Below are 13,876 nucleotides of genomic sequence, written 5' to 3' on the forward strand. Positions count from 1 at the left end.
GATTTGACTCCGGTATTCGGTTCCGATTCTATCGTCCCGGACGCATCACGCCGCGTCGATCTCCTCCTCCGCCTCGTCCAGCGTTTCAGGGGCGATCTCCTGCAGGTAGGAGCGGCCGGTGTCCGGGTCGCGGTAGGCGACGTAGGCCTTCTTCGCCACTTCGAGGATTTCGGCGGTCTTGCTTTCCGGCGCGGAGACGATCACCTGGAAGCCGAGGCGCGGCAGCACGGACAGCGCGCGCTGCGTGTAGCGGCCGTCGGCCTTGATGAGCGCCTCGTCGAGGAACAGCGTGGTGTAGGTGGGCCGTCCGCTCACGTCGCCGCCGAGCAGGTAGATGAGCGCCGCGCCGTACACGAAGCTCGTGAGCTCCTGCAGCGCGCCGCCGGACTTGCCGCCCGTGGAGCTGATGCGCTCGTCCGGTCCGTCGTCGTGGTGCACGATGGCGTAGAAGCCGGAGCGGCAGCGCGGGTCGAGGTTGCGGGCGCCGTAGCTCTTGATGCCGTTCGCGTCGCGCACGCGTCCCAGTTCCTCGGCCAGCTGGTCCACGAGCGGCCGGCACCGCGCGAACACGCGCCGGGTTTCCTGCGGGTCGGCGTTGCGGCTCGCCTTCCACTCGTTGAGCATGCCGATGACGCGGCGCAGCTGGCCGGAAAACGCGGCGTCCGGCCTGCGCACGTCCGCGCCGATGGCGAGCCTGCCGTGGCGCGGGCCGAAGCGCTGGTCCCGGAGCATCAGGTTGATGCGCTCCAACTGGTCGGCGATGTCGCCGGCGTCGGTGTCGATCGCGCGGCCGAGCTGGGTGAAGTCCATGAGCATCTTGTCGAGGCTGTTGGCGACCTCGTCGGCCGTGGCGGCGACGGCGGTGAGCTTCGCCAGGCCGTCGAGCTCGTCTAGATAGTACCGGTAGTCTGCCACGCTCGCCGTGACCGCGTCGTCGTCGGGCGCGTATTGCTCGCGGTACGCCGCCATCCTCGACTCGACGGCCGTGCGCGCACCGTCCGCCGTCTTGCGCAGGTCGGCGACGCGGCTGCGCGCATCCTTGGCGATCGCCTCGACGACATTCGCCGCGACGTTGCCCTCGGCAAGGGCGATCGCATGCGCGCGGTCGGCCCGTTCCGGCATGCTGGCGAAGGCCCGGTCGTAGGATTCGTTGAGCGCCCGGACCGCCTCGTCGCCGATCGCGGCGGATGCGCCGGACGCACCATCCACCCCGTCATAGCGCCCGTGGTACCGGTCGAGCCACGCCCGCATCGCGTTGGCCATGTTCTCCAGCCGCTCCGCCTCGATGCTCAGACGGGACGATTCCCTCTGCGCGTCCGCGGCGTCCTTGGCCGCACGGTCCCTCATGGCGATCAGCCGCGCGGTCTCCGGGTCGTTGCGCAGCGCGTCGATGTCGGCCTCGAGCTTCTCGACGCGTCGTTCGGCACCGTCGGCGTCCACCTGCTCCCACGTCGTGTGGGCGAGCTCCTCGGCGAGGGCGTGGCGGGCGCGCAGTGTCTCGGCTTCGGCGTCGGCCTCATGCCAGCGGCGGTCGGCGTCGTCGGCCCGCGCCGTCGCCTCGTCGATGCGGTCCCGCAACTGGCTCAGGTACGCCTCGTTTACGAATCCGATGACCTGGCGCAGGCCCTTGGTGCCGTGCCAGCCGCGTTCCGCGGATTTGAGCTGGCCGTCGCGCTGCACCTGACGCTCGTCGCGGTCGGCGTCGTCGATGGCGTCCACGCAGCGGGCGTCGAGGCGCCGGGAACCGGTCTGCGTCTTGAGCCAGCCGGCGAACGGGGATTCGTCGCGGTAGCGCAGCATGCCGGACATCCATCCCTCCGCCGCTTCACCGGCCGTGGAAGCCGAGGCGTCCGTGTCCACGAACGTCCACGTGCGCCGGTTCATAAGGGCCGGGTCGATGGCGCTGACCTTGCGTGCGAAGCCCCGCTCGTGGCGTTTGTCCACGAGGATGGTCTGCGCGAGCGAGCCGTAGACGACGTTCATGGCGCCGCGCCATTCCTCGTTCTCCTCGCGCACGTCCATGAGCTCGGCGGCGTACGGCAGGTCGGCGGCGGTGAGGCCGGTCGCCTTCACGAGCAGCGCGCGGTCGTCGTCCATGGCCTGCGAAATGCGGGTGCGGCGGCTGCGCTGGCGGTCGTAGTCGCGCCGCAGCGTCTCCATCGCGTCCTTGGCGGACTGCCGCGCGCTCTGGGCCTCGTAGCGGCGCTGGTCGAGCGCGGCGAGATCGTCGCGGTAGGAGCCGTCCTCATCCGCGATGCGGGTGCGCGTGCGCTCCCATGCGTCGGCGGATTCGGGCATGACTTCGCCGGCGGCGGTGAAGCGTGCGGACAGGCGTGCGCCGAGTTCGCGTGCGCCGGCGAGGTCCCTGCGCAGCTGTTCGAGCCTTGTCTCGAGCCGGGCGAGCGAGCCGCCGTCCCGGTTGTTGAGCTGCGCGTCGATTTGCGCGCATCGTTCGCGCAGGTCGTCGGCGGTGCGCTCGTCGGCGGCGTGCTCCCGCCGCGCGTGCTCCGCGTCGCGTTGGTCCTCGGGCAGCTGTGCGGTCACGTCCTCGGCCATGCGGCGCATCGCCCATGCGTCGATCGCCGATCGACCGCGTTCGCCGTCCGGATCGACGTCGGCGCCGGCGCGCAGCGCGGCGAGCGCGGACGCGTATTCGCCGTAGCCGGTCTGGATGTCCTTGAGCTTGGCCATGCGGCGGGCCTTGTCGTCCATGGAGCGGAAGTTCTCGTCGTAGCGCCGCCAGTCGTCCACGGCCGCCCTGGCGAGGTCCAGCGCTTCGGGCACACCGAGCACGCCCTGCTTGAAGATGTCGTCGAGGCGCGATGGGGCGTCGGCGGACTGGATCTTGTGCAGCAGCCGGCAGGCCTCCGCGCTCAGGCCCATGACGCGCCAGATGCGCGCGTGGAAGGCGTCCGCGTTCGGGAAGGTTTCGCAGCCGGGATACGTGGATTTGATCTGCGATGGCGTGAACGGGGCGTCCCGGTAGCGGTCCATGAGCCGGGGGTCGATGGCCCGGTCCCGGACCGCGTACTGGCGTCGCACGTCGCCGGAGCCGTCGCCGACGGCGAGGTACAGGAACTTCGCGCAGCTGAGCGTCTGTCCGGTGGTGCGGTTGGCGTACGTGTCGACGATCGCGCCCCATACCGGCTGCGGGCGTCCGTCCGCGTCGCGGCCGCGCAGGAAGAGCGGGGTTTCGACGCCGCCGTCTCCCCCGTAGCCGAGCATGCCGCGCACGTACGTGTAGTCGCTGCGTTCGGAGCGGCCGGCGTTGGACGCCTTGTTGAACGGCGTGCCCGTGGGGTACAGCAGCGAGATCTGCGCGTCCACGAGCGTGGATTTGCCGGATTCGCTGGCGCCGGCGAGCAGCGTCACGGGGGTTTCGCGGTCCATGGACGGGCGGAATTCGTGCCATCCGTCGTACGATCCCCAGTTGACCACCTGCCGGCTTTCGAGCATCCACCTGTCGGCGATCATCGCCATGTCGTCACGTTGTGCCATCGGTCGCTCACTTCCCTTCGCTGCCGTCGTCCGGGCCGCCCATACCGTCCGGTTCGCCCGATTCGTTCGCATCGTCCACATCGTCCGGTGCATCGAACAGTGTCGGCGCCTGGGGACGCGATTCGCTGGTGCCGCCGGAGTCGACGTCGTCGTCCGCGTCGTCCTCCTCGGCCTCGGTTCCGGCCGCGGATGCCGGCTCCGGCGCTTCGGCGTCGTTCGGATCCGCGTCGAGCCAGAATTCGGCCAGCTTCCGGTCGAGCACCACGGGCACCAGCGGCGTGATGCGGTACATGCCCTCCTCGTCGTCCGACCGCGCGAGATAGCCGTGCGTCACCGTGGCCGAGACCACGGCGGCGAGCTTTTTGAGCACGCCCTCCTCGTCGTTGCGCGACGCGAGGTAGCCGGCGCCGGTCGTCAGCGCCTCGCGGATCTCCTCGAAGCTCACCAGCCACGCGTCCTGTTCGGTGTGCACATTCTCGTAGTCGAGCACGCGGATGCGCAGGAACGCGAGCAGCGCCGCCTCCTCGCGCGTCAGGCTCACGCGGGTTTTGAGCGAGCGGATCGTCACGTCCGGCCCGGCCACGGGCGTCGCGTACATGATCCGGTAGCGCGGGTCGACGACCAGCTGCAGCATGTCGTTGTTGAGCGAGCGGACCACCGCGTCGCGGTTGTCCTCCACCATGTCGTACAGTTCGCCGCTCACGTACCGGTCGCGCTTGAGGGCGATGGCCGCCACGCGCGCGTCTGCGGGCATGTCGCTTAAATCGCCCTCGAACATCGCCTCCGGGTTCTCGTCCATCGTCTTCCTTTCGTCGGTCATGTCGTCGGTCATGCTCTCCGTGGTCATGATTCCTCCGCGATCTCGTCGAGGTCCTGCGGCGCGACCATGAGCGGCCTCGTGCGCCAGACGCGCTCCTCGCCGTTCAGCGTCACGCAATGCCACTCCGTCCATGCGCCCTCGGTCGTCCTGATCGCGCCGAGGAATCCGACCAGTTCGCTCTCCCGCCGTTCGTCGGCGGGCAGTCGGTTGAAGCTCGCGGCCATGTCCACCGCGCCGCCGCGCATCACCGGATCGCGGCGCAGCAGCGTCGCCATGCGTTTCAGCCGCGGGCCGCCCACCTCGATGAGCGCGCGCAGGTCCGGCGTGACTCCGGCGGGCGCGTTTCCGGCGCTGGCGAGTCCGGGCGCCGTGTCGCGCACCATCGGGCGGGCGGGGCGCGTGGGCAGTCCGGCGAGACGCACGGAGGACACGTCGGTGGCGTATGGCGCCATGTCGTCGTCCGGCGCGGCCTTGGCCTCGGCGTTGAGCTTGACGAACAGCCTGTTGAGCGTGCCGAGCATGGTGCGGTAGCGGGTGTCGGTCTGCTGGCGCACGAGCCGGCTGACCGCCTCGTCGGAGGCGCGCATCTGGCGGCGCACGTCCTCGATGCCGTCGTAGATGCGCGCGAGTTCGGCGCGCACCTGACCGAGCAGCGCGCTCGGCTCGCCGTCGAGATACGGCGTGCGAGCGATGTCGCGGATCGCCTCGTCGATCTGCTTGCGCCCCTCGTCGGTGACGATCACCTGAAACGCGTCGTCGAACCGGCGGCCGGCGTCGGATTCCCGGTAGGACCGGCGGTAGTCGTCGTGGTAGGAGGTGAGGATCTCGTCCACGCTCATGTCGCCGGACTGCATGCGCCGGCGCAGCATGTCGCCGTTGTCGCGCTCCTTCAGGGCGAGTTCGCGCAGGTCGATCGGCACGCCGCGCAGCGTGTTGTGCACCACGGCGATGATGTCCTCCACCTGATCGGCGTTCAGGCTGCGCTCGTCCTCGCCGTTGAGGATGCGCTTGATCTCCCGCTTGTTGGCCTTGATCTCGCGGTTGAGCAGCGCGATGCGCTCGCGCGGATCCGCGGTGAGCCGTATGCGCGCGTGCTCGATCTCCATGATGATGCTGTTCGCCTGCGCGCCGGACAGGGTCTGCGCGTCGTCCTCCAGTCGGGACAGCGCCTCGATCGCGCGATGGGCGCGGGCGGTGAGGCGGTAGAGGAAGCGGTGCGAGGCCACGTCGAGCGAATTGGCGAGCCACGCGTAGTCGCCGTCGCCCTCGCGCGTGAGCTCGACGAGCACGGCGTGCGCCGCGTCGGACACGCTCTGATCGTCCGCGAGCGTGTAGTCGCCGGACGCGATGAGGCTTCGCAGCCCCTGCGCGAGGCGGTCCTCGAGCACTTCGCGCGTGAGCTCGCCGGTCAGCGGGTCGAACGAGGAGCGCAGCAGCGCCACGTAGACCATGGAGTTCTGCCGCAGCAGCAGGCGCAGCACGCCGGTCTCGTACACCGGCCGGAGCCGTTCCATCTCGCGCCTCACATCGGCCAACGCATTCCTCTTTTCCGCGTCGCTTCGCTTCGTTTTACCTACAGCACGCTAGCATATGGGCTCCTCAACGGCACCATCCTCCAAGTTTAAAGAAGCGCAATACCGCCTTATGATCGGCGTATGGGTGAATGCGTGTTCTGCGATATCGTGCGCGGCGAGGAGCCGTGCCGGCCGGTCTTGGAGTCTGATCTGGCGTTGTGTTTCGTGTCGTCCGACGATCAGGCCGATTATCATCTGCTCGTCATACCGAAGCGGCATGCGGTCAACATACTTGACTGCGATGCGGAATCTCTGCGTGCGGTGGCCGACCTGACGCAGCGCGTCGCCCGACATCTGGTCGCGGACTGCGGGTTCGACGGCGTCGATCTGCTCAATACCTCGTTCGAAGACAATCAATCGGTGTTGCACTTCCATGTGCATCTGCTGGCCCGATCGCATGGCGATGGTTTGGACACTTGGCCGAAACTGCCCGGTCGCGCGATCTCGCTGGACGCCGCGTGGCGGCGAATGCGATGACATGCCGCCTTTCTTCAGACTTTGAAGCAGATTGCGGGACTATCGCGCCGGGTTGTTGCCTCAAGGTTTGGAGAAAGATGGTTTTGGCGGTGTGACGTTGTGGGCACGTTGTGGGCACAACGCGCCCACAACGTCGCCGTCCACTCAACAGCATCTTGGCTTTTGGGAGGGGCCGACTCGCTCGATCGGACGTCCTCGGTTCGACGTCTTCAATCCAACGGCTCCGGTCCGGCGTCGATGCCACTGTTGGGGGCATGTGCAGACGATTCGCGCTCGATCTGAGCTGGGATGGCGTTGCCGGGCGCTTCGGCGTGGACCGCGAGGAGGACGCGGGCGACCCCGGTCTTCCCGCCGTGCCGTCGTATCGCTTCGAGCCGGGGCATGTCATCGGCATTGTGGCGCGGGACCGGACCGGGCGCCGCCGGCTCGCGGGCGCGCACTGGTCGCTTGTGCCGCGCTGGAGCCGCGGTTTCGATCTGCCCTACCCCACGTACAACGCGCGTGCGGAGTCCGCGGCGAGCAGGCCCACGTTCTCCGAATCGGTGCGTTCCATGCGCGCGGTCGTTCCCGCGACCGGCTACTACGAGTTCAAGGGCGACCGGCCGTTCTATTTCCACATGCCGGACGACTCGCCGCTGGCCATGGCGGGACTGTACTCGTGGTGGCGGGATCCGGCCGCCGGTCCCGCGGCACCTTGGCGGCTCACCGCGACCGTTCTGACCTGTCCGGCGCTGGATGGTTTCTCCAAAGTGCATGACCGCATGCCGCTGCTCGTGCCGCCGGACATGGTCGCGGCATGGCTTGGCGGCGAGGGCACAGTCGACGGAGTCTCCCTGCTGGATGAGCTGCGCGGGCGCGGGCCGGAGCACTCACGGTCGCTGCGATGGCATGAGGTCGCCCCGCCGGAAGACGACGAGGACGGAAGGCGGCTCATCGCGCCGATTCCGGACGCTCCGAACGCCACGGGCGCCACGGATGCAATGGGCTCGACGGGCGCGGCACAGCCGACACTGTTCTGAGAGGCGTCCCGGGCATCTTCATGAACCGTCAGATGAAGTCGTACGGCATGCGGTGCCTGACGAGCCAGCACACCGCGCACGCCAGGAACACCAGCGCGGGCCACGGCGACTGCCAGTGCGAGCCAAACAGGATCGCGTACAGCACGGCGAAGCGGGCCGCATAGAACGCGAACCGCCGCCATCCCGTGCGCGGCCGCGTCTCGACGGTCATGCGCACGAACCGGCCGCCCAACGTCTGCCCGTCGCGCAGCCACGGCAGCAGGCCCTCGAACAGCGCGAACACGGCCGACTGCACGACGAAGTATACATCGGCTCCGAATGACGCCGACGCATAGGCCGCGCCCACGCGCACCAGCAGCGCGACCGGGGCGGACACCGCGATCACCAGCACCATGTCGATGGCCAGGGCCACGCACCGGCGCACGAAGCCCGGCTCCCGCGTGACCGCCGACTCGTCGAGCACCTCGACCGGGAAACGACGGTTGAGCAGCCATGCGGCCAGCCATCCGATCATCGCGCCGGACGTGTTCCAGATGAGATCGTCCACGTCGAACAGGCGGTACGCGCACGGGAACAGGCCGAACACGCCCGTGAGCTGCGAGGTCTCGATGAGCAGCGAGGTGAAGAACCCCACGGGCAGCGCGACGCGGAACGGCCAGCGGAACGTGCGTCCCATGAAGAAGCCGAGCGGCAGGAAGAACACCACGTTGAGGCCGATCTGCAGCACCGCGGTGATGCCGTCCGAGCGCAGGTCGCCGATGAAGCCGAGCGGGTCGAGCTGCGGGGACAGGTGGTGCGTGGCGCAGTAGGCGATCGCGTCGTCCGGCATGGGGTACAGCGTGAAGCAGCCGAGCGACAGCAGGTAGAGCACCACCAGATACGCGCCGAGCGCGGACGTGAAGCGCAAACGGTTGTCGCGGCGGTAGAGCAGCGCCAGCACGGGCAGCGTGAGCACCGCCGATGCGAACGGCCACATCGCCACCGCGAACGCGAACGACATGCTGAAGCTTCGGAGAAACGCCATGTGCTGCACCTTCCCTGTCGGTTTTCGTTGATCGACTGGCGGAACGCCATTCCCGCGTTCCGATCGGCCAGCTTATCGCATCCGGCATGGCGGCGGCATCATCCCCAAGGCTGAAATCCGGGGAATTCCTTGGATGTTTGCTGAAAGCGCCTCAATTACGCTCACATGCTTATATGCTCATATGCTCATATGCGTACATACATACGTACTATGGGCGTTCCCGAATCTCCCCCGCGTCGATCACCTCATCGTCCAAAAACCAGTAGTCGTGCGGATCCCCGCGCAGCGCGCTGAACGGCACGAGTTCCACGCCTTCCTCGGCGGCCCTGCGCAGCAGGTACCCGCGCACGATCCACGGGTACTCCAGCACGCCGGATTTCAGGTCCACGATCCGCTCGATCGTCCTTCCGCTCACCCCGAAGTCCGCGCCGATCGCATCCGCGGTCAAGCCCAGTCGGCGCATGTTCTCGCGGAACTCGCGGATCGTGGCCGCCCGCTGTTCGTTCGTCAACGACATGTCACTCCTTCCCCTGCGCACCGGCGTGCGCCCAGTCCACCACGGCTTCGATGTTGTTGCCGTCCGGGTCGAGCGCGAATGCGGAATAATACCCCGGATGGTACGGTCTCGGCCCGGGCTCGCCGTTGTCCCGGCCGCCGGCCGCAAGCGCCGCCTCGTGGAACGCGCGCACGGCTTCGCGGCTCGGCGCGAGGAACGCGATGTGCGTCACCGGCGACGGGCAATCCCCCGCGTCGCCGCCCGGGGCCGCATTACCTTCCATCGGCGAGACGTAGAAGTCGGCGTGCGGCGTGCCGTCGTCCACGCCGAACCCGATGGTCGGCTCGTGGTGCGCCTTGGCCACGTATCCCAGCGGGGCCAGCGCCCGCCGGTAGAATTCGATGCTTCGGTTCACGTCCCGCACGCGCAGCGTCAGATGGTCCAGCATGCCTTGCCTCGCTTCACGCCTTGACGAGCCCCCGCAGCAGGGCGATTTCCTCGCGGTGCGTGGTCTCGGTGAGTTCCTTGGTTTCGAGGACCATGGGCAGGCGGGCCGTGCGCGGGTCGTTGACCAGACGCGCGAAGAACGCCTCGCCGAGTTTGCCGGCGCCGATGTTGGCATGGCGGTCCTTGCGCGAGCCGAATCCGAACTGGGAGTCGTTGGCGTGGACGGCCATGAGCCGCCCCAAGCCGATCGCATGGTCGAAGTCGGCGAGCACGCCGTCGAAGTCGTTCACGAGGTCGTAGCCGGCGTCGTACACGTGGCAGGTGTCCAGCGTGACGCCCACGTGCGCCCGCCAGCGCGCATCCACATGATCGATGATCGCGGCGATCTCCTCGAAGCTGCGCCCGCATTCGGTGCCCTTGCCGGCCATGGTCTCAAGCAGCACCGGCACGGCTCCAGCGGCTTCGTCATCCCCGGCGGCGTCCGACACGATCCCGAACACGCGGTTCAGTCCCTCGCCGATGAGCCGGATGCCTTCGTCCGCGCCCTGACCCACATGCGAGCCGGGATGGATGTTGAGGTAGATCGCCTGTCCGGCCGCGGCGACCGGGGCGAGCATCGCCAGATCCTCGGCGAGCGCGCGCACGGCGAAGTCGCGCTTGGACTCGTCCTTGGCGGCGAAGTTGTATACGTAGGGCGCGTGCGCCACGAGCGGCCCGTATCCCTCGGCGTGCAGCTGAGCCCCGAACGCGGCGGCGCCGTCCGCGGTCAGGGACTTCGAGCGGCTGCCGTACGGCGAGCGCGGGAAGAACGCGAACGTGGTGCCGCCCTCGGCGTGCGAGCGTTTGATGAGCGCCTTCCATCCGCCGGACGCGGACAGGTGCGAGCCGACGAGCAGGCGCGCGCCCGGAGTGGTTTCGGTGGCGTCGGTGGTTTCGTTGGTTTCGTCGTTCATGCGGTCGTCTCCTTCTGCGGGGTTTCGCGTTCGGGCCCGCGTTCGTGCGCGGCGCCGGGTTTGGCGTGCGCCTTGGCCGTGACGTGGTCCGCTTCGATCTTCCACACGGTCACGGCGCGGACCTGCGCGTCGGTGAATGCGACGTGCGGCATGCGCGCCTGATGCGCCATGAGCATCTGAAGACCATGCCGGGCCTCGTCCAAATCATCCACGATCGTCGCGGCGCCGTTGCCGACGACGGAGCGGAATGCCTCGCCCCAGTTGCAGGCGACGCGCCCCTCGATGACTTCGCAGTCGGCGCGCATGGTGAACGCCACCGGCAGGCGGTTGCCCGAGGCACGGATCGCGTCGAGCTTGCGCCCGCTCACCGCCGAATGCATCCACAGCGTAAGCCGGCCGGTTTCGGAGTCGTGTTCGTAGCCGAAGTTGAGCGGCACCACGGTCAGGCCCTCGGCGTCCACGTACGCCATGTCGACGATGTCGCAGGCGTCGATGATCGCGCCGATCGCCGCCGCATCCGTGACCTCCCGGTCGGCGCGGCGCATCTGGCGGCGTCCGCCCGCCACCGTGCGCTCGTCGTCGCGGCGCTTCGGCCTCATATGTTCCGCGCTCATGCCTGTTCCATCCCCTTCGTGTCCGTCAAGCCGACTGTCAGCAACCATATCCGCGCGCGTTGACCGTCCGCCGCCGCTACGCCTGCGCGGGCCGTTCGAACTCGCCGCCGTCGAAATACCCTGCCAGTGCGTTGCATTCCGCAATGAGCCGCGGATCGACGGCGAGCGTGCGATGCGGGTCGTCGGTGCCGCAGTACACCTCGTCGCACGCGAGCAGCCGGCGGTCCATGTACGTGGGCAGGCCGTCGAGGAGCAGCGGGCCGATCGTGCCCACGTCGTACCCGGTGCGCCGCCTGACCTCGTCCGGCGCGGCGAGATGGATCTGATGCAGGCCGAGCGCGCGGCCGAGCCGACGCCACTGCGGATGGCCCGTCGCGAGGGCGACCACGGCGGCCACTCCCTCCTTCGATTCGACGATGTACGTGGCGGCGGCGCGACTGAGGTCGAACACCGTCGCCGCGGACGCCAAATCCACGATCGCGGTCTCATGCGCGATGAGCCGCGCCCGGTCGGGATGCGCGGCGACGAACCGCTCGACGGCCTCGCGTTTGTTTTCGTTCATGTCCCCATTATGACGCGGTCGCCCGAACCGTTCCCACCCCGGTCGGGAACGCCGGACATGTGCTTCTCCCGGTTCCGAGCGGGATCACGAATCGGGACCACGGATATCATAGAATCGTGATTCCGAAGCTGCTTATCGCCCTCGTCGCGTGCCTTATCGCCGCGACCGCGCTGTACGCCGCGCTGCGTGCCCTGACGCAATGCGACAAGTGCGTCGGCGTTCTCCTTGCGTCCACGCCACTGATCGGATGGCTGGCCGCGCTGGTTTTCGCGCTCAGCGCCGCGACCGCCGACTATCCGTATGGTTGCGACGGTTGGATGAACCCGTGTCCGGAGGGCGCCGGGCCGCTGTCCGAGGGACTGTTCGGCGTGGCGGCATTGCTGGCGCTCGTCACCGCCGTCATGCTGATGACTGATTGCGCCGCGCTACTGTACGGGGTGATCGTGCGCGGCGTCGAATGGGCGCGCAAACTGGCGGGACGAATGCCGCGGCACGATGCGCGGATCAATGCGCGAACCCATGGACGGCCGGACGGGAAAGACGAATGAACGGGAGCCGCGGGAACTCAAACGCGGTGCGCGCCCGTCGCCTATGCGGCCGTTTTGATATGGGCGACCCCGCACACGCGTCATGCGGCCTCGCCCATCGTCCCCATCGTCCATAAGTCATTCCGCCCTTTCGCGTCACGCATTCGCCCGACGCGCAGACTGCTGCCCTGGCATTCCGCTTCCGCACGAGCGTCACGCGGCCTCGCCCGCAATCCCCCGCGCCCATGATTCATTCCTTGATTCATTCCTTCGCCTCTCATACGCATCCGCCATTCGCTTGTTGCGATCATCTACTTTATGCTGTAAAGTAGATTGTGTTCATGAAAAAGTCATGGAACACCATCGAGAAGGAGACATCATGAACGCCCCAACCAACGTCAATCGCAACACCGACCAAGCCGACGGCCGCATCGCCGACCCGCGCGAGGCCCTCGGCATCGTCAAACAGCAATCCGAGCGCATGGACCGCCTGTTCGGCACGTTCAGCTGGGCGTTCTGCCTGATCTGGGGCGTCGCCTACCTCGTCGCCTACGCCGTGCTCGGCGCCGCCACGCAGGCCGGCAACGGCGTCACCGCGCCCTGGGCGCTGCTCGCGTTCGGCGGCATCCTCATCCTCGGCATCGCCGCCTCCGCCGTCGTCGCCATACGCGGCGGGCGAGGCTACCGCTCCGGCGCCGCCAACGCCAAGCGCGCGGCCATCTACGGCTGGGCGTGGGCCCTCTCGTTCGGCTTCGGCCTCGGCGGCCTGCAGGTCTTCGCCACCCGGTTCCGCGACATCCTGACCCCGGATGCGGTCGCCTCGCTCTACAACATCGTCGCGCCGCTCATCATCGGCGCGCTGTACATGGTCGGGTCCGCCCTGTGGCGCGACCTCTCCCAGCTCGTCGTGGGCGTGGTCATGCTGGTCCTCGCGTTCGCCGGCTCGTTCCTCGGCGGCGCGGCCGGCTACTTCGCCATGTCGCTGGTCGGCGGCGGGGCGATGATCCTCGTCGCCGTGTGGGCGCTCACGCTGGGCCGCCGCAACCGCACCTTCGCCGCGCTGATGGAAGGAAAGTGACCGCATGACGGAGGAACTCGACCCGCTCATCCACGCCACCTCGCGCCTGAGGATCATGACCACGCTGGCCTCGATCGACGACGGCGCCTCGCTCTCCTTCGCCAAGCTCTCCGACCTGCTCGGCATGACCGCCGGCAACCTGTCCGTGCACCTGACCAAGCTCGAGCAGGCCGGCTATGTGACCATAGAGAAGACGTTCGAGGGCCGCAAGCCCGCCACCTACGCGGCCATCACCCCCGCAGGGCGCAAGGCGTTCGACGGCTATCTGGCCGCGCTCAAGGCGCTGCTCGCCCCCGTCCAGGGAGCCGAAGCCGATTTCTGACCTAACGCCGCGCGAAGAACCGGATGGGACATTGTGGGGCACAGCGTGAAAACGGCGGAGCCAAGCCGTTTTCACATCCGACCGACGGGGATGGTTCTGGTTCTTTGCGTGGCAATTAGGTCAGAAATCGGAAAGTCCGGCTTCCACGCCCGCCGACATGAACAACGTGTTGACTTTACTGGTGCACCGCACTATTATCCAGACGACACGATGTTGATATAAACGGAACGGAGGATGACGCATGGCACGCAAGCGCAACACCGGCACCGAGGCGAAGATCAAGGCCGCCTTCACCCAACTGCTCAAGGAGAAGGGCTTCGACGCGATGACGGTAAGCGACATCGCGCGCATCGCCGGTATCAACCGCGGCACCTTCTACATGCACTACATGGACAAGTACGACCTCAAGCAGCAGCTGCTCGACAACGCGATCTACGACCTGCGCCGCATCCTGAGCGCCCGCCC

At 68.0% G+C, this 13,876-nt stretch carries 15 protein-coding genes; 6 read left to right on the top strand and 9 right to left on the bottom strand.

Annotated elements, in window-relative coordinates:
* Positions 1–45: 45 nt before the first annotated feature.
* From DSM100685_RS09555 to DSM100685_RS09565, 3 genes are read right to left on the bottom strand one after another with little or no spacing between them, the layout of a single operon-like run.
* Entirely contained in the window at positions 46–3,498 is a 3,453-nt protein-coding gene (locus DSM100685_RS09555) for an ATP-binding protein (protein WP_163200871.1), read from the bottom strand.
* A gap of 7 nt (positions 3,499–3,505) precedes the next feature.
* Positions 3,506–4,330: a DUF4194 domain-containing protein gene (locus DSM100685_RS09560; protein WP_152351126.1), complete on the bottom strand. Its 825-nt coding sequence runs from the start codon at positions 4,328–4,330 to the stop codon at positions 3,506–3,508.
* An 11-nt stretch (positions 4,331–4,341) separates the two neighbouring features.
* Positions 4,342–5,853 (bottom strand): DUF3375 family protein, encoded by a 1,512-nt coding sequence (locus tag DSM100685_RS09565; protein ID WP_152351111.1) that lies wholly within the window; start codon positions 5,851–5,853, stop codon positions 4,342–4,344.
* A gap of 120 nt (positions 5,854–5,973) precedes the next feature.
* Between DSM100685_RS09565 and DSM100685_RS09570 the strand changes: the two genes are divergently transcribed.
* Together DSM100685_RS09570 and DSM100685_RS09575 are read left to right on the top strand one after the other, a co-directional pair.
* The gene (locus tag DSM100685_RS09570) at positions 5,974–6,369 is read left to right on the top strand and encodes an HIT family protein (protein ID WP_152351112.1); all 396 of its coding nucleotides are present in this window, start codon (positions 5,974–5,976) and stop codon (positions 6,367–6,369) included.
* Positions 6,370–6,623: 254 nt separating this feature from the next.
* The gene (locus DSM100685_RS09575) at positions 6,624–7,388 is read left to right on the top strand and encodes an SOS response-associated peptidase (protein ID WP_152351113.1); all 765 of its coding nucleotides are present in this window, start codon (positions 6,624–6,626) and stop codon (positions 7,386–7,388) included.
* A 28-nt stretch (positions 7,389–7,416) separates the two neighbouring features.
* Here the strand turns inward: DSM100685_RS09575 and DSM100685_RS09580 are convergent, their stop codons facing one another.
* From DSM100685_RS09580 to DSM100685_RS09605, 6 genes are all read right to left on the bottom strand, one after another.
* Entirely contained in the window at positions 7,417–8,412 is a 996-nt protein-coding gene (locus DSM100685_RS09580) for a VanZ family protein (protein WP_152351114.1), read from the bottom strand.
* A gap of 208 nt (positions 8,413–8,620) precedes the next feature.
* Complete coding sequence (locus tag DSM100685_RS09585; protein WP_152351115.1) at positions 8,621–8,929, bottom strand: DUF2316 family protein; 309 nt, start codon at positions 8,927–8,929, stop codon at positions 8,621–8,623.
* 1 nt (position 8,930) lies between these two features.
* A complete protein-coding gene (locus DSM100685_RS09590; RefSeq protein WP_152351116.1) occupies positions 8,931–9,356 on the bottom strand; it encodes a VOC family protein in 426 nt (141 codons plus the stop codon).
* Positions 9,357–9,369: 13 nt separating this feature from the next.
* Positions 9,370–10,308, bottom strand: coding sequence for a deoxyribonuclease IV (locus DSM100685_RS09595; protein WP_152351117.1), 939 nt, complete (start codon positions 10,306–10,308; stop codon positions 9,370–9,372).
* On the bottom strand, positions 10,305–10,922 hold the full coding sequence (locus DSM100685_RS09600) for a pyridoxamine 5'-phosphate oxidase family protein (RefSeq protein ID WP_152351118.1): 618 nt from the start codon (positions 10,920–10,922) through the stop codon (positions 10,305–10,307). The genes DSM100685_RS09595 and DSM100685_RS09600 overlap by 4 nt, the downstream gene beginning before the upstream one ends.
* A 76-nt stretch (positions 10,923–10,998) precedes the next feature.
* Complete coding sequence (locus DSM100685_RS09605) at positions 10,999–11,484, bottom strand: aminoacyl-tRNA deacylase (RefSeq protein WP_152351119.1); 486 nt, start codon at positions 11,482–11,484, stop codon at positions 10,999–11,001.
* 116 nt (positions 11,485–11,600) lie between these two features.
* Here DSM100685_RS09605 and DSM100685_RS09610 point away from each other — a divergent pair, with 116 nt between their 5' ends.
* The 4 genes from DSM100685_RS09610 to DSM100685_RS09625 all read left to right on the top strand — a co-directional run.
* Complete coding sequence (locus DSM100685_RS09610; protein WP_152351120.1) at positions 11,601–12,032, top strand: hypothetical protein; 432 nt, start codon at positions 11,601–11,603, stop codon at positions 12,030–12,032.
* Between the two features lie 358 nt (positions 12,033–12,390).
* Positions 12,391–13,089 carry a hypothetical protein gene (locus DSM100685_RS09615; RefSeq protein WP_152351121.1) on the top strand — a complete coding sequence of 233 codons (699 nt, stop codon included), beginning with the start codon at positions 12,391–12,393 and terminating at the stop codon, positions 13,087–13,089.
* Between the two features lie 4 nt (positions 13,090–13,093).
* Positions 13,094–13,411, top strand: a complete 318-nt coding sequence (locus DSM100685_RS09620) for a winged helix-turn-helix domain-containing protein (RefSeq protein WP_152351122.1) — start codon at positions 13,094–13,096, stop codon at positions 13,409–13,411.
* A gap of 241 nt (positions 13,412–13,652) precedes the next feature.
* On the top strand, positions 13,653–13,876 hold a 224-nt coding region (locus tag DSM100685_RS09625), incomplete at its 3' end, for a TetR/AcrR family transcriptional regulator (protein WP_152351123.1).

The sequence above is a fragment of the Bifidobacterium avesanii genome, from assembly GCF_009299475.1.
Taxonomy (GTDB): Bacteria; Actinomycetota; Actinomycetes; order Actinomycetales; family Bifidobacteriaceae; genus Bifidobacterium; species Bifidobacterium avesanii.